General features: G+C 66.0%; 17 protein-coding genes. 8 read left to right on the forward strand and 9 right to left on the reverse strand.

From position 1 onward, the window contains the following. Nucleotides 1-207: 207 nt before the first annotated feature. Together iscB and QZY03_RS02400 are read left to right on the forward strand one after the other, a co-directional pair. On the forward strand, nt 208-1161 hold the full coding sequence (iscB, locus tag QZY03_RS02395; RefSeq protein WP_295577920.1) for an RNA-guided endonuclease IscB: 954 nt from the start codon (nt 208-210) through the stop codon (nt 1159-1161). A gap of 207 nt (nt 1162-1368) precedes the next feature. After that, nucleotides 1369-1521, forward strand: coding sequence for a hypothetical protein (locus QZY03_RS02400; RefSeq protein ID WP_295577922.1), 153 nt, complete (start codon nt 1369-1371; stop codon nt 1519-1521). A 250-nt stretch (nt 1522-1771) separates the two neighbouring features. Here the strand turns inward: QZY03_RS02400 and QZY03_RS02405 are convergent, their stop codons facing one another. Beyond that, complete coding sequence (locus tag QZY03_RS02405) at nt 1772-2179, reverse strand: DUF4332 domain-containing protein (RefSeq protein WP_020508194.1); 408 nt, start codon at nt 2177-2179, stop codon at nt 1772-1774. Between the two features lie 225 nt (nt 2180-2404). Here QZY03_RS02405 and QZY03_RS02410 point away from each other — a divergent pair, with 225 nt between their 5' ends. Then, nucleotides 2405-3016 (forward strand): tetratricopeptide repeat protein, encoded by a 612-nt coding sequence (locus tag QZY03_RS02410; RefSeq protein WP_295577928.1) that lies wholly within the window; start codon nt 2405-2407, stop codon nt 3014-3016. Nucleotides 3017-3237: 221 nt separating this feature from the next. Here QZY03_RS02410 and lpxD read toward each other — a convergent pair whose 3' ends face one another. Both lpxD and QZY03_RS02420 read right to left on the reverse strand, forming a co-directional pair. Then, a complete protein-coding gene (gene lpxD / locus QZY03_RS02415; RefSeq protein ID WP_295577930.1) occupies nt 3238-4317 on the reverse strand; it encodes a UDP-3-O-(3-hydroxymyristoyl)glucosamine N-acyltransferase in 1080 nt (359 codons plus the stop codon). 323 nt (nt 4318-4640) lie between these two features. After that, entirely contained in the window at nt 4641-5234 is a 594-nt protein-coding gene (locus QZY03_RS02420; protein WP_295577957.1) for a methyltransferase, read from the reverse strand. 157 nt (nt 5235-5391) lie between these two features. On the opposite strand from QZY03_RS02420, the gene QZY03_RS02425 reads away from it, so the two are divergent. Genes QZY03_RS02425 through hypE form a run of 4 tightly spaced genes read left to right on the forward strand, consistent with a single transcriptional unit; the run spans nt 5392 to nt 9118 of the window. Then, a complete protein-coding gene (locus QZY03_RS02425) occupies nt 5392-6600 on the forward strand; it encodes a nickel-dependent hydrogenase large subunit (RefSeq protein WP_295577932.1) in 1209 nt (402 codons plus the stop codon). A gap of 22 nt (nt 6601-6622) precedes the next feature. Beyond that, nucleotides 6623-6895: a HypC/HybG/HupF family hydrogenase formation chaperone gene (locus tag QZY03_RS02430; protein ID WP_295577934.1), complete on the forward strand. Its 273-nt coding sequence runs from the start codon at nt 6623-6625 to the stop codon at nt 6893-6895. Further along, nucleotides 6892-8016 carry a hydrogenase formation protein HypD gene (gene hypD, locus QZY03_RS02435; RefSeq protein WP_295577937.1) on the forward strand — a complete coding sequence of 375 codons (1125 nt, stop codon included), beginning with the start codon at nt 6892-6894 and terminating at the stop codon, nt 8014-8016. The genes QZY03_RS02430 and hypD overlap by 4 nt, the downstream gene beginning before the upstream one ends. 55 nt (nt 8017-8071) lie before the next feature. After that, nucleotides 8072-9118 carry a hydrogenase expression/formation protein HypE gene (gene hypE / locus QZY03_RS02440; protein ID WP_295577939.1) on the forward strand — a complete coding sequence of 349 codons (1047 nt, stop codon included), beginning with the start codon at nt 8072-8074 and terminating at the stop codon, nt 9116-9118. A gap of 4 nt (nt 9119-9122) precedes the next feature. Here the strand turns inward: hypE and QZY03_RS02445 are convergent, their stop codons facing one another. Next, nucleotides 9123-10205 carry an adenylate/guanylate cyclase domain-containing protein gene (locus tag QZY03_RS02445; RefSeq protein WP_295577942.1) on the reverse strand — a complete coding sequence of 361 codons (1083 nt, stop codon included), beginning with the start codon at nt 10203-10205 and terminating at the stop codon, nt 9123-9125. Between the two features lie 166 nt (nt 10206-10371). Between QZY03_RS02445 and QZY03_RS02450 the strand changes: the two genes are divergently transcribed. Then, nucleotides 10372-10914: a hypothetical protein gene (locus QZY03_RS02450; protein ID WP_295577944.1), complete on the forward strand. Its 543-nt coding sequence runs from the start codon at nt 10372-10374 to the stop codon at nt 10912-10914. Nucleotides 10915-11160: 246 nt separating this feature from the next. Here QZY03_RS02450 and rpmG read toward each other — a convergent pair whose 3' ends face one another. The 5 genes from rpmG to QZY03_RS02475 form a co-directional block, all read right to left on the reverse strand. Further along, nucleotides 11161-11328, reverse strand: a complete 168-nt coding sequence (rpmG, locus tag QZY03_RS02455) for a 50S ribosomal protein L33 (protein WP_295577946.1) — start codon at nt 11326-11328, stop codon at nt 11161-11163. Between the two features lie 12 nt (nt 11329-11340). After that, on the reverse strand, nt 11341-11577 hold the full coding sequence (gene rpmB, locus QZY03_RS02460; RefSeq protein WP_295577949.1) for a 50S ribosomal protein L28: 237 nt from the start codon (nt 11575-11577) through the stop codon (nt 11341-11343). A 322-nt stretch (nt 11578-11899) separates the two neighbouring features. Continuing rightward, nucleotides 11900-13552, reverse strand: a complete 1653-nt coding sequence (locus QZY03_RS02465; RefSeq protein ID WP_295577951.1) for a serine/threonine-protein kinase — start codon at nt 13550-13552, stop codon at nt 11900-11902. Between the two features lie 194 nt (nt 13553-13746). After that, nucleotides 13747-14655 carry an OmpA family protein gene (locus tag QZY03_RS02470; protein ID WP_295577953.1) on the reverse strand — a complete coding sequence of 303 codons (909 nt, stop codon included), beginning with the start codon at nt 14653-14655 and terminating at the stop codon, nt 13747-13749. Nucleotides 14656-14759: 104 nt separating this feature from the next. Beyond that, complete coding sequence (locus QZY03_RS02475; RefSeq protein ID WP_295577955.1) at nt 14760-15344, reverse strand: CorA family divalent cation transporter; 585 nt, start codon at nt 15342-15344, stop codon at nt 14760-14762. Between the last annotated feature and the right edge of the window lie 246 nt (nt 15345-15590).

Raw genomic sequence — 15590 nt, forward strand, 5'->3', positions numbered from 1 at the left:
CGTTGGCAACAGGTCGTCAAGACCCACTCCGGGATGCTTCCTCAGTCCCGGACCCTGGAAGATCGCAATCATGCTGGCGAAAGGTAAAGCGCCGAAGGTTGTGATTGCCGCTGGCAACAGCGGGAGCCGGTTGCCGACAGTCCCGAGGGGAGACACCCGCGAGGGTGCGTCACCAGGCCCGTAAGGGCAGTGTTTGGAGTGTAATCAATGGCCGTGTTCGTGTTGGATCGCCGCGGTAAGCCGCTGATGCCCTGTTCAGAGAAGCGGGCACGTCTGCTCCTGACACGGGGTCGGGCGCGCGTCCATCGGGTCGTGCCGTTGCAGAACCCCCAGATCAGCGGCGTGGCGTACCAGCAAGGGACCCTGGCCGGTTACGAGGTCCGCGAGTACCTGCTGGAGCAGTGGGGCCGGCGCTGCGCTTACTGCACGGGTGACGGCGTCCCGCTGGAGATCGACCACATCACCCCACGCAGCCGTGGCGGCTCGGATCGGGTCACGAATCTGACCCTGGCGTGCCACCCTTGCAACCAGGCCAAGGGTAATCGCAGCGCGGCCGAGTTCGGCCATCCGGAGATCGAGGCCAAGGCCAAGCAGTCGCTCGGCGATGCAGCGGCCGTCAACAGCACCCGCTGGTCGCTGTTCAACGCCCTGACCGCCACCGGCCTGGCGGTGGAGACCGGCACGGGCGGACGCACCAAGTGGAACCGCACCCGCTTCGGTGTACCCAAGACCCATGTGCTGGATGCCGCTTGTGTTGGTGTGGTCGAGGGGGTGACCGGCTGGGTCGCGCCGGTCCTTTCGATCCGCTGCACCGGCCGCGGGACCTACCAGCGCACCCGCGTGACCCAGGACGGTTTTCCCCGCGGGTACCTGATGCGCCACAAGCAGGTGCGCGGCTTCCAGACGGGTGATCTGGTACGGGCCACGGTGCCGAGCGGCAAGAAGGCGGGGGTCCACATGGGCCGCGTCGCGGTTCGGGCGACCGGGCGCTTCAATATTCAGACCCCGCAGGGCGTCGTCCAGGGCATCGGCTATCGCCACTGCTGCGTGATCCAACGCGGCGACGGGTATGGCTATGCGCAATTGGACGCGACGGCGCTGCTGCCGCCCGCTATCCCTCCCCGACCTGAAGGACGGGGTTTCTCGCGGAGGAGCGGATGACGCGTTGAGTCATGGCCTGGCCGTTGCGAATTCGCAACGTACTTTCTTTGTTATATGTTAAAATATTAGCTAATACCGAAATACATAGTCTACATTGACTGTGCAGACTATGGGTTAAAAAAGTCTGGCACTGTGCGTCCGCGGCGGCGCGAGTCCATGGCGATTGGAGCAGTACCCGACGCAACGGCAGTATCTGGAGGCGTGATCATGAGCTTCGACGCATTCACCATTACCGGCATCCTGGCGGCCATCCTGAGCGGTGGTTTCCTGATCGGACTGGTTTCCCGCAACGATACGAGGGGGCGCCACTTCGAGCGCAACGGCGAGCCCGAGACGGCCACCGCCGAATCCCGCTCCTGATTCTCCCAGGGCTCGACCCACGGGACCATCCCGAGGTCGCGCCGCGGCGATTTCCAGGCAGCAAGCCTTTTAGGCCGCAACGACAGATTCTGTCGTAGCGGTCTTTTTTATGCGGCGGCGCTCACTGCGGCCGCTTGCCGGGAACCGGCATTTTCCGCCGTCGGCGGTCTGGGCACAGGGTCAGGCGCCGCGCCGGCCCGCCGGCGCGCGCCTCGCACGGGACGCGCGACCGCGACGGCGGGCATGAACCTCAGTAGGTCAGCATGGCGGGGAGGGACTTGGCCTGACTCACCCAGTTCTGGACCATGGGCTGGGTCGGCGGCTTGGTGGTCAGACGGTCGCGATCGTTGGTCTCGGCGATCTTGGCAAACAGGTGGTCCGCACGCCGCGTGGCGAGTTCCTTGACGGTGTCCACGCCGGCAATTTCCAGCAGGTCCGAGTAGACGCCGGAAATACCGCGGATTCGGGCCAGGTCGGCCCGGTTGGCGAGATGCAGGATGTCGGCACTCTCGCATCCGCAGAAGCTCGCCAATTCCTTGCGCTGGGCGGGCGTGGCCGCGGCCTTGACCAACTGCTCGTTGTCCTTGATACCCCGCTCGGCCAATTTATCGACGATGTCGTCGGCCGCTCCCTCAAGGTCTCGTACAGGGGTCGTCATAGAATGTGCTCCGGATGGTCAGGACGGGACGGCAGTAGCGAGGCCGTCCCAGGCTTCGTAACGTTGCGCGGCATGATAGGCCAAGTCCAGGGGGGACGCGAGGATGCAACGTGAACGCGCGGCATCAAACTCACCCGACGCGCCGGAATCAGGGCATGATTGACAGCAGCACCGGCGGTTCCTAGCATCCGCCGCCCCCTTATCACCCGAGGCTCCATCACCGCCATGCCGACACTACGCCCCTTCCACTGGTTGCTCGCCCTCGTTGTTCTGGCCTTCTACGGCTTCGCGGTCTTCGCCGTCACCCGCGATTACTATATCCGCCACCCCATCCGACCGACGGTTGCGCAGAATCCGCCCGGCACCGCGCGCGTGCCGGCCGGGCACCCGACGGCCGCAACGCCGATCCGCGACGCCGTGGACGCGATCCCGCCGAGCATCACCGAAACCAATCCGGACCTCCTGCGGCAGCGCGCCACGACCCTGTTCGAAGAACGCCGCTTCGCTCAGGCAATCCCGGTCTACCGGCGCATCCTCGAACTGGCGGCCAACGACGTCGAGACCCAGAACGACCTGGGGCTCGCCCTATATTACACCGGTGACGGAGCGGGAGCGCTGGAGGTCCTGCGCACGGGCGCCCAGACCGACCCGACCGCACAGCGGATTTGGCTGACCCTGGGCTATGTCGCGCTGCAAACCGGCAACCCCGCGCAGGCACGCGAGGCGCTGGGCCGCGCGCGCGACCTGGGAGCCGACACACCGATCGGCGCGGAGGCCGTCCGGCTGCTCGGCATGGCCGAGGAAGCCCAGAAGAAAGGGGCTGAGGTCCTAAAATAGGGCGTTATCGGCCTTGAATGCGCTGTGGGAGCGGCCTCCGGCCGCGACAGGACCTCGCACACTGCCGTAGCGTCGCAGTTATAGCGTTCGCACCTGATATCCAGACAGACCTTCGTGTAGGGGCGGGTTTGAAACCCGCCCCTACGTCCGGTTATCACGTCCGAAGGCTATAACCGCAGCCTCGCATCGCGGCCGGAGGCCGCTCCCACGGGGGACTATGGTCAGACCGGTTCGTCACCCCGCACGGAACCGCGCTCCAGGTCGTCGAGCCGCTGCCGCAGGGTGTCCAACTCCTGCTGCTGACGCTTGAACTGCTTGAGCAACTCCGGCAATTGGCGCAATGACGCCAGTTCGCGCAGCGTTTCCTTCATCGGTCGGGCCGGGGTGCCGAACACCGCGGCGCCCGCGGGCACGTCTTTGGTCACCCCGGATTGACCGCCGATGCGCGCGCCCGCGCCCACCTTCACATGGTCCGAGACCGCCACCTGGCCGGCGATCACGGCCCCGGTGCCGATCGTGCTGCTGCCCGCAACCCCGGCCTGGCTGACCAGGATCACATGGGCGCCGATGTCCGTGTTATGCGCGATCTGTACCAGATTATCGATCTTGGTACCGCGACGGATCCGGGTCTCCCCCAGGGTGGCGCGGTCCACGCAGCAATTGCAGCCGATGTCCACATCGTCCTCGATGACCACGCGCCCAAGTTGAGGAACCTTGCGGTGGCCCTCCCCGTCCCACTGGAAACCAAAGCCATCCCCGCCGATCACGCTGCCGGAGTGCACCGTGCAGCGCTCCCCCAGCCGGCTGTCCCGATGCACGGTCGCGTTGGCTTCGATGACGGAATCCGCCCCGACGATCACGCCCGGCCCCAGATAGACCCCCGGACCAATGGTGCAGCGCTCGCCCAACCGCACTCCGGCGGCAATCACCGCGCAGGCACCAACCGCCGCCCCGGCCCCCAGCACCGCGCTACGGTCGATGACCGCGCTGGGATGGATGCCCTGCACCTCGGAGACCGGCAGGAAGGACTCGGCCAGCAGGAAGAAACTCGCGCGCGGCTCCGCAACCCGGATCAAAGCCGGTCCAGTGACGGCCGGAAAGTTGTCATGGACCAGCACCGCGGCGGCACGACTGCCCTGCACCGCCGCTGCCTGCTCCAGCCCTTCGGCGAAACAAAGGTCGGTCTGCCCGGCCATTTCCAGGGTATTCACCCCACGGATCTGCTTGGGCTCGAAGGCGGGAAACAACACGGGCACCGGGATATTGAGCCGAGCGTAGAGTTGGGGCAAGTCAAGAACCATAGACATTCCTGGAAGCGGTGAGTGGGGGCGATCGGTGGGAGCGGATGACGACCGGCCAACCGGCCGCCGGTCCGGGAAAGATGACCGCGACTGTAGGTCAATGCAAGGTCGAGCCGCGCAGCAATCCCAAATTTAGGCGGCGGCGCGCGACTCGCCGGGTGCGTAGTCAGGCCATCCTGGCCTGACACCGTCAGGGCTGGAAGCCCTGACTACGCACGCCCCTGGCCGGGATGACGATCAAGGCCCATCTCGCCTAGGCCGGGATGCGTCAGTTTTCTTCCAGCAGTTACCTCAGAAATTACGTATCCCGCGCTGGGCGTGGTTTAGTCTCCCCGCTGCGCCATCCCCACCGTGTAATGGGCACCCTGCTTGAGTTTGTCGTAATTGCCGAATACCTCCTTGAGATTGCGCTTCATGAACTCGCGCAAGCCGTTGATGGTGACGACATAGAGCCGTCCGCCGGGCTTCAGGCGGGCATGCGCATCGTGGAGCAGAATGGCCAGGAGTTCCTTCCCCACCTTGGCGGGGATGTTGCTCGCGATCCGGTCGAATCGCAGGTCGGCAGGCACCTGATCAAAGCCGTTGCTGAGCAGGGCGCGGGCGTTACTGAGGTGATTGCGACGGGCGTTGCGCTCGGCGAAGTCCACGGCAATGAAGTCCTTGTCGACCATCAGCGTGTGTCCCTGGGGCGCCAGGACGGCGAGGGCGACACCGATGGCGCCGTAGCCGCACCCCAGATCCAGACAATCGGCGGCCGGGCCAACCTCGATGTGCTCAAGCAGCAGGTGGGTCCCCTCGTCGATCGCCCGCGGGGAAAAGAGCCCCCAGGTGCTCGCGAAGCGCAGCGTACGGCCGGCGACCTCGGCTTCGAAGTCGATGGGATCGCGCAGGCGGTCCACTTGTTCCTTGGTGAGCATGGGGTTGCACTCGAGCTGCGGGTGTTCGGCACCAAAGCCGGGTTGACGGGCGGGTATTCTAGCCGGGGGTTGCGGTACACTCATGTGAATTCCGGCCGCCGCCCGCGCGGTCCGCACGCACCGCCCCACCCTGCCGCCACCTCCAAATGATGCTCCGATGACAGACCCGGCCGGCAAACTCCACATCACGCTCGACCCGGCGGCGGTGACCATCACCTCGACCCGACCGGTCCGGGCGGCGAAGGTCTTCGTCGGCCGGGACGTCGCCGACACCGTCCGGCTGCTGCCGGTCCTGTTCAACATCTGCGGCACCGCCCAGTCGGCCGCCGCCGCCGCGGCGATCGAGCAGGCGCTCGGGCTGGCCCCCGATCACCGGGTTGCCGAGCTGCGCCGACACCTGGTGGACACGGAGACACTGCGCGAACACCTCTGGCGCATCCTGCTGGACTGGCCCAAATTTCTGGACAGCGACCCGGACGCCACCGCCATGACGCAGGCGATGCGACTGACGATCGCGCGGCGGACCGCACTCGCTGCCGGATCCGATGCGTTGGCGCCGGGCGCGCGCGCCGCCGACCCTGATCAACCGGCCGCTGAGCAGGCCCGTGCGGACCTCGCCGCCCTGTGCACCGAACGTCTCTTCGGCGTCACACCCGCTGTTTGGCGCACGCGGGTCGACCGGCTGGACACGCTGGCGGCCTGGGCCGCGGACACCGACACGGTGGCGGCCCGGCTGGTCCGGCAGGTCATCACCGCGGGCCAGGCCGGATACGGGCGGTGCGCGGTCAGTGCCCTGCCCGACCTGAACGCGGTGGACCTGAATCGGCACCTGGGAGACGACGCGGCGACCACCGATGATTTCGTCGCCCGACCCGTCTGGGCGGCGCAGCCGCGGGAAACCAGCCCCTTAACCCGCCAACAGGATCAACCGCTGGTGCGCAACCTGGCCACCGACTTCGACAATGGTCTGCTGCCGCGGCTCGCCGCGCAACTCACCGAGGTCGCGCGCCTCCTGAGCGACAGCCAAGGGCCGGCGGCGCAACCCACAACCGCCGCCTTGCCTTCCGGTCTGGGGCTCTCTCAGGTCCAGGCGGCGCGCGGCTTGCTCGTCCATCGCGTGCACATCCGCGACGGACGCATCGCCGCCTACGCCATCCTGGCACCAACCGAATGGAATTTTCATCCCCGCGGGGTCGTGGCGGCGGGACTCCAGCAGTTCCTGCGGCAGCACGGCACCGATCACATCGCACCCCTGGTGCGGCTCTTCATCGCCGCCGTGGACCCCTGCGTCGACTACACCCTGGACCTCCCCGGCAGCGATCGTGCGCTCCAGCACGCGGACGCTGCCCGCAACCCCACATCCTGAAATCGATCGAGGTGTCGCCGTTATGTGTCTCGCCATCCCAGCCCGCATCACCGCTATCGATCCGACCGGCGAGACGGCCACGGTTGCCTTGGGCGCGGTGAGTAAGGACTGCTCACTCGCGCTGATCGAAAACGCCGCGGTCGGTGACTATGTGCTGATCCATGTCGGCTATGCACTCAACCGCATCAGCGAGGAGGAGGCCAGGCAAACGCTGGACCTGATGCGTGAGATGGGGGTATTCGACGACCTGTCCGACGCGCCGCCGGCCGCCGATCTCTCCGGTCTGACGGTATGAAATACGTCGACGAGTTCCGCGACGAACACCTGGCACGGGGCCTGGCCGAGGCCATCGGCGCCGCGGCCGGCCCCCACCGGGACTACCGTCTCATGGAGTTCTGCGGCGGCCACACCCATGCCATTTTCCGTTATGGCGTGCAGGATTTGATGCCGCCCAATGTGCGCTTCATCCACGGCCCCGGCTGCCCGGTTTGTGTGCTGCCGATGGCGCGCATCGACCACGCCATCGCGCTGGCGACCCAGCACCGGGTGACCCTGTGCACCTATGCCGACCTGATGCGCGTGCCGGCCAGTGAGCGGCAAAGCCTGCTCAAGGCCAAGGCGGCCGGAGCCGACATCCGCATGGTCTATTCCACCCAGGACGCCCTGCGCATCGCCCGCGCCGATCCGGCGCGCCAGGTGGTCTTCTTCGCCATCGGGTTCGAGACCACCACCCCGCCCACCGCGGTCGCGGCCAAGACCGCCCGCGCCGAGGGGCTCGCCAATTTTTCGATCTTCTGCAACCACGTCCTGACCCCGCCCGCCCTGCGCACCATCCTGGCGACCGCGGGTCCGGACGGCGTCCAACTCGACGGCATCCTGGGTCCCTCCCATGTCAGTACCATCATCGGCAGCCGACCCTACGCATTCGTCCCCAAGGAGTTCAGGAAACCCGTGGTGATCGCCGGCTTCGAGCCTCTGGACGTGATGCAATCCGCCCTGCTGCTGATCCGCCAGATCAATGATGGTCGTTGCGCGGTCGAGAACCAATATACCCGCACCGTGACCGCGGACGGCAACCGCAAGGCCCAGGCGCTGATGGCCGAGGTCTTCACCATTCGCGACACCTTCGAGTGGCGCGGCCTGGGTTTCCTGCCAAACAGTGCGCTGCAGCTGGCCGACGCCTACGCGGACCTGGACGCGGAACAGCGCTTTCCGGTCGACGTGGGCCCGGTGCGGGAGGTCAAGGGCTGCGAGTGCCCGGCCATCCTGCGCGGGGTCAAGGAGCCCACCGACTGCAAGCTCTTCGGCACCGTCTGCACCCCGGACAACCCCATGGGCTCCTGCATGGTGTCCTCCGAGGGCGCCTGCGCCGCTTACTGGAGCTACGGGCGCTTCCGTAGGCCGAGCCTGCGCTGATATCCGGACAGATCGTTGTCGTTACTGAACGCAAGCAAACGCAAATAACAAACAGATGAACACTGACCGCCGCTTTCCCGTTCGCCTGGACCTCAAGCACGGCACGGTCGACATGAGCCACGGTGCCGGGGGCCGGGCCATGGCCCAACTCATCGCCGAGGTCTTCCAGGTCCACCTCGACAATGAGTTGCTGCGTCAAGGCAACGATCAGGCAGTGTTCAGTCCGCCGCCCGGGCGCCTGGTGATCAGCACCGACGGTCATGTGGTGGCACCGCTCTTCTTTCCCGGCGGCGACATCGGCTGCCTGTCCGTCCACGGCACCATCAACGATGTGGCCATGGCCGGGGCCCGGCCGCTCTATCTGGCCGCCGGATTCATCCTGGAGGAAGGGTATCCGCTCAAGGATCTGGTGCGGATCGTACAGAGCATGGCGGCGGCAGCCACCGCGGCCGGGGTCCCGGTCGTCACCGGCGATACTAAGGTGGTGGAACGCGGCAACGGCGATGGCGTCTTCATCACCACCACCGGGGTCGGCGTCGTTCCGGAGGGCGTGGTCATCTCCGGCGATCAGGCGCGGCCCGGTGACGCCATCCTGGTCAGCGGCAATCTCGGCGACCACGGGGTCGCCATTCTGTCCAAACGCGAGAACCTGGGATTCGAGGTGGAGATCCGCTCCGATACCGCGGCGCTGCACACCCTGGTTGCCGCGATGGTGGCAGCGGTCCCGGACCTTCATTGCCTGCGCGATCCCACCCGCGGCGGGCTCGCCACCACCCTGAACGAACTGGCTCACCAGTCCGGGGTCGGCATGCGCATCCGCGAAAGCGCAATCCCGATTCGCCCGGAAGTGTCCGCCGCGTGCGAGTTACTCGGACTCGACCCGCTCTACGTGGCCAATGAAGGCAAGCTGATCGCGATCTGCCCGGCCGAGCGGGCGGCAGACCTGCTGGCCGTGATGCGCGCTCATCCGCTCGGCGCCGCGGCGAGCCGGATCGGCGAGGTGGTCGCGGACCCGCACCGTTTCGTGCAAATGGAGACGCGCTTCGGCGGCAGCCGTATCGTGGATTGGCTGGCTGGAGAGCAGTTGCCGCGAATCTGCTGATCGATCATCGCCCCCACAGCGTCTTATCCACGAACTGCTTAACCTGTAGATGGGCCGGGGTATCCAGGTTGGTGAACTGGAAGCTGGTCTGAAACCGGCCGGCGCACCGTTCAACGCGGATGACCCGCGCGTAGATCCGACCGACCGGCTCACCATGGAGCGGGAGAGCAAGGTCGGCAGCGACCTCGTCACCGCACCCCAGACAGCAACCCAACTCGATCAGGAAGCCGTTGTAACCCAGGTCCAGTGCGCGCCCAGCCAGTGGTTCCGGCAGGATATGCTTGTTCACCATGCGATTCAGGACCAGCGGAAAATCGACCCGGATCCGCGGGGACCGCCGCACTTCCACCCGCGGGACCACCAACCGCTGCGGATGCTTGACCGAATGCAACTCATACAGGATCACCGGATCGGACTTGCCCTTGACCTGCACCGCGTTGATCGCGCCGACCTCAATGTGTTCGCGGGCGCCCGCGTGACTGGATTCGCTGAGCAGGACCTGACCACGCAGACTGAACGCTTCCATACGCGCGACCGTGTTCACGGTATCCCCGATGACGGTGTACTCGCTATGCTGACGGGAACCGAAGCTGCCCGCCATCACCTCCCCGGTGTTCACGGCAATGCCGACGAAGAGACTGGGCTCGCCGCGCGTCGCGGACTCCAGGTTGATCCTCGCCATCGCCTGCTGCATCTCCACGGCACAGGCCAGGGCGCGCAACAGGTCATCCGGCTGACGTTCGGGCGCGCCGAACAGGGCCATGACCGAGTCCCCCATGAACTTATCGATCACGCCCCGGTGGCGTTTGATGACCCGCCCCATCTCCGAGAAATAACGATTCAGCAGATCGATGACGGTGCGCGTGGGCAGACGCTCCGTCATCGCCGTGAACCCTCGGATGTCGGCGAGGAGGATCGTGGCCTTGACCCCGGTGATCGGCTGGGATTCCAGCAGAAAGTGATCCAGCATCCCATTGAGGCGCTGGCGAAACAACACGCTTGAGGCCTCCGGTACCGGACGACCGCAGGCGTCGGCGGCAATGCGCTCAACCTCGGCGAGGAACTGATCGCGATTTTGATGTTGCACTGGTGTTGCACCTGAAGGCGCTGTCAGCTATCAGCCATTCGCTAATAATGGCACACTATGCGGACCGTGCCCGCGACGGGGTTGGCGATTCGCTGCCATAATGGACAGCCGATGCCCGGGACGCCGCGGCGCATCACCTCACTTCAAACAGCATCCGAGGCCAACCATGTCGAGCCAACCAGCGGCTTGCGTCCCCAATCGTGTTATCCGACACCCTGTTCGTTTGCCCTGGCTGGCCGTTTCACTGCTGGGGGGACTGTGCATCTGCCTGAGCCCACTGAGTGCGGGCGAAAGCCGTATCGAACTGCGTGACGGCAGCGTGATCGGCGGGGAAATCATCGCGGTCGGGGATGGCGTGTACCGGGTCCGCAGCGCCAGCCTGGGCGAGATTCAGGTGCGCGAAGCCGACGTGCTGGCGATCCGTCCGGGTGGGTCGGGAACCACCGCGACGACAGCCGCGGAAACCGGCAACCTGGGTAGCAGCGGGTTAGCGGCCATCCAGCAGCAACTGCTGGGCAACCCCCAGACCATGGATGCGATTTCCCGCCTGCAGGGTGACGCTGATGTGACAGCCGCCCTCACTGACCCGGAATTCATGCGACTGATCACGGCCGGCGACGCGGAAAAACTACGCACCGACCCGCGCTTCCAGCGACTGATGGAGAATCCGGCGATCCAGGCCATCGTCGAGCAGGTCTTGGGGCGATAGGTACCGACTCAACGACAACGACCGCGGGTGACTCACGAATGCCGCGGACGCAGGCGTTATAGCGTTCGCACCTGATATCCAGACAGACCTTCGTGTAGGGGCGGGTTTGAAACCCGCCCCTACGTCCGGTTATCACGTCCGAAGGCTATAACCCAGCGGAGCCGGCCCGAGCGTGCTTGACACGCAGCCGGCCACAACCTGTTACAGCGGGATCTTGCTCGCGCGGCAAGGCACCGCGCTGCAGGCTTACTTGATCTTGCCTTCCTTATACATGACATGCTGCCGCACGACGGGATCGAATGTCTTGATCTCCATCGTGCCGGGCTGATTGCGCTTGTTCTTGGTGGTCGTATAGAAATGACCGGTACCGGCGCTGGAATTCAGGCGGATTTTTTCACGCGCTGCCTTAGCCATGGACTTTACCCCTTAAACCTGTTCACCGCGGGCGCGCATGTCGCCCAAAACGGCATCGATGCCGCGCTTGTCGATGACCCGCATCCCGCTGCTGGTCAAACGCAGCCGGACCCAACGCTGCTCGCTCTCGACCCAGTATCTGTGGTAATGCAGATTGGGCAGGAAGCGGCGCTTGGTCTTGTTGTTGGCGTGCGAGACTTTGTGGCCGCTCATGGGCCGCTTACCGGTGACCTGACATACCCGAGACATGACGAAAACCCTTGCTCTGTTCTAAAACTCGACAACGCAAAGTGCGTGAAAAAGAAGCGGGAGGGTAACACGCGGGGAGGGTCGGCGCAAGCTGGCGAATTCGTTGGCAGTAGATCCAACTATGGGCGGCAACAACCAGCATAGAGTTGTCGGCGGGGCTGATGGTGGATGCGCTGCGCTTATCCACCCTACGAAACCGGCACTGCTGTAGGGTGTGGATAAGGCGCGCCGCACGGTGTTGGAGAGCCGGCACGTCGGTCGTGCGCGCCGCATCCACCAAGGGTCGCGCGAGACTCTCAAATGTCGAGGATCGCCCGTAGCCTCAGGGTTCCGGCGCGGACAACTCACGCGCGACGCGCGCCAGAATCTCCGCGCGCTCATGCGTCAGAAAGGCCGGATCCGTGCGGCTCTGCCGGAGCAGCCCGAGCACTTGCGTGTCGTCCAGTTGACGGCCGAGCGCTTCGATCGTGATACCGGAAGGCGCGACCGCGCCGGTCTCCGCGCCCATCGCAAGGAGGGTCCGAACCAGTTCGAGGCGGACGGCACCGGGCGTGAGCCCGGCGAGCACCAGGACCGGGGTTCCCTCATGGTCACGGGCGTCGGGCGTCGCACCGGCGGCCAACAGCAGGCGCACCAGATCGGGCCGCACGCCGACGACGGCCGCGACCAGGGGCGGCGGATCGCCTTGGTCAGGGTCGGCCCCTGCCGCCAGCAGGCGCCTGACCGCGGCCGCGTCGCCGCTCCAGACCGCCTGCGCGAGCGCACTGAGGTCCGCCCGGATCGACCCAGCCCCGAGCGGTTGCGGTCGGGCCGGGACTGCGGGCCGGGCGGCGGCCGACGGGTCGGGCGCCGTGAGTGCCGCACCGGTTGCCGGGCCGTCCGCGGGCGTCTCGGGGGCACCCGCGAGGCGCGGCGGTTCCGGCAGTTGCGTCAGGGTGCGGTCGGGGTCCAGGCGGCCGCGACCGAACCAGAGTCCACCCGCGGCGAGTACCGACAGGATCACCGGCACCGCGACCAGCATTGCGCGCCGCCAGGTAGCGCGGCTTGATGGCGCGGGCGCGGCGCGGGCCGGACCCGGCCCCTCCTCCAGGTCGCGGAGCGCCCCGGCCAGCGCATCCATGGTCACGAAGCGGCCGGCCGGGTCCCGGCTCAGGGTGCGGTCGAGCAGTTGTTCCAGTCCCGGCGGCGGCGTCGGCAGCCACTGCCCAAGCGGCCTGGGCCGCTCGGTCAAGATGCGGTGCATGACCTCGGCCGCGGACTGGCCCGCGAATGGCTTGTGCCCGGTCAGCATCTCATAGAGCAGGACTCCCAGCGCCCAGCAGTCCGTACGGGCGTCGACTGCGCCGGTGCTGAACTGCTCAGGGGCCATATTGACGATGGTGCCGACCAGGACTCCGGTACTGGTCAGCTCAGTCCCCGACATCTTGGCGATGCCGAAATCGAGGATACGCACATGACCATCGGGCGCGACCATCACATTGGCCGCCTTGATGTCCCGGTGGATGATCCCCTTGGCATGGGCGGCCCCCAGTCCGGCGGCGACCTGACGGGCCACTGCCAGGGCGGCGGCCAACGGCAGCGGTCCGCGCTTGAGGCGCTGTTCGACGCTCTCGCCCTCGCAGTAGGCCATGGCGATGTAGGCGCTGCCGTCCGCGGCGGTGCCGATATCATAGACGGGGCAGCAATTGGGGTGATCGAGCGCCGATGCGGCACGCGCCTCCAGCAGAAACCGCCGCCCGAACTCGGGGTCCGTGCGATACGCGGGGGTGAGCACCTTCAGCGCAAGGTCCCGGTTCAACCGGGTGTCCTGGGCTCGGTAGACGACACCCATGCCCCCGGCGCCGATCCGCTCGAGCAGCCGGTAATGACCGAAGGTCACGGCTGAGCCGGCGGCGCTCGCCACCGGGGGTCCGGCAATACGGGTCGCCTCCTCTGCCTGGTCTGCCTGGTCTGCCTGGTCTGCCTGGTCTGCCACGTTGAGAAACCTCGGGGCTGGCCTTAGGTGATTTCCGGGAAAGGATCTACCGCCGTATAGGGGCGAATTCATTCGCCCCTACAACCCAACAGGCTTTCTGCGCATGCGCAGTCGGGATGCCTATTCACGGAAATCGCCTTAGGGGCGACTAAAGTCGCCCCTACACGTTGGTACATTGTTTCCCGGAAATCACCTTAGTACAGGACCATGACGACACTCTGGTTGATGGCGGCCTCACCCAGCCGCTGGAACTCGGCGCCGATGCCGTAGAGATCGGCGATCTCCTGGGTGATCTGCGGTTCTTCGTAGCCGATGGACTGCAATTGGATGCGGTCCGCCGGGACCCCGCGTGCGCCCAATGCAGCAGCCACCGCCTGGGTGCGGCGCTGGGACAGTTGGCGATTGTAGGCCGGCCCGGCTGGCCCGACGCGGCTCGCACGGCCGACCAACAGCACCCGCTGTCCCGCGGCCTCGCTCAACCGCCGGGCGAAATCGTCGAGCACGGCCGAACCTGAGCCGGGATCGATCCGGTCGCTGTCGCGACCGAAAAAAACCAGCGCATGCGGCAGTGCGGCGACCGCCTGGACATGACAGGCGAGCAGGTCGCGCACCGCAATCAGGCAAAAATCCTTGCAGTTGGCGACGTGACTGATCCAGGCGGAGAAGGATCCACCCTGAGCGAACTGCCCTTGCAGGTCGCGAAGATGAGCCTCGCGGTCGGCGAAGGCCGCGTCGTCCGACACCTGATGCGCCTGGCCCCAATGGGCCACCGCATCCGCCAGAGACTCGGCGCGGCAGCGCTCGTCGATCAGCGGATTCCGCGGCGAAGTCGCGACATAGCCGCCGTGCACCGCGGGGGCCCCGTCGGCACCGGCGAGCTGTACGGGCTGTTCGTCGCGAATGGCGGTCGAGCCCTTGATCTGGTCCGACCACCGATCCTTGATGCGGGCAAGCAGCCGGGCGCGTGCCGCGTCGAACTCCGCCCGATCAGCCGCGGGCGCCGCGGGCGCCGCGGCGGGATCCGCAGGGCTGTCCGCGGCGGCGCACTGAAGACTGAGCGTCGCAACGGCGAGCAAGACAAGGGCAACGGTGTAACGGCTCATGGGTGACCCTGGTTGTGGGCTCGGCGCCTGAATCCTAAGCGATGCGGGCCGCATTGTGAAATGCGCTGGCGGGAACGACAATCAAGGCCCGACCCGCGATGGCGTCAAGAACGCCATGGCAACGCGCTAGTAACGTAAACGCCGCCGCAGGATTGGCGACGGGTGCGAAAGAGCCGGCGCCGCAACGCGATCATGGTGTCGGGCGAGGGGTCGCAACCCCGGTCCAGCATGGCATCCTCGGTCGCGTCCGTATCCTGGGTGAGATCGAAGATGACGATTTCCATACGCTTGGTCATCGCGGAGACCATGAAGGCCAGAAAATCGACCGGTGTGGTCAGATCCCGTCCGGAGCGCAGCGACCGACGCAGCTCAGCGACCGCGTTCACTTCGCCCAAGCGCACCGTGAACACCTGAGACTTGCCGATCAGCAGCTTCAGATCGGTGAGTTGATCGATCAGGTCCGCCTCAGCGGTCGCCCTGGCCTTGAGACCCAGAAACAAACCGTCGGCCAGATGTTCGCGTCGACTGAATCGCACCGGTTCGAGCAGCAGTGTCCGGGTTTGTTCATCGAGATCCGGGCAATCAGTCAGCCAGGCGTGCTCCGCCGCGTCGGCAATATCGATATCGATCCACTGCATCTCCTGGCCATCCGGGGCGTCCGGATCACCAAACTTGGTCACGATCGGCATAGTACTGCTACCTGAAAGCTCCGGGTGGACGGCGGCTTGCCCAGTCTAGGCGATTGCCGGAAAATCCTGTACCAGATCGCGAAAGATAATCCAGATAGACCCTTGGTGTAGGGGCGGGTTTGAAACCCGCCCCTTGTATGATCTGTTCCCAGGGATTGACAGGGATGGTCGAGACACGGATGTTGCGAAGTGTGCCCGGGAAGCCGTCCGCCCCTGAAGCCTCGAGCTTGCACGTAGATTGGCTCC

Source organism: uncultured Lamprocystis sp., assembly GCF_903933125.1.
Classification (GTDB): domain Bacteria; phylum Pseudomonadota; class Gammaproteobacteria; order Chromatiales; family Chromatiaceae; genus Thiodictyon.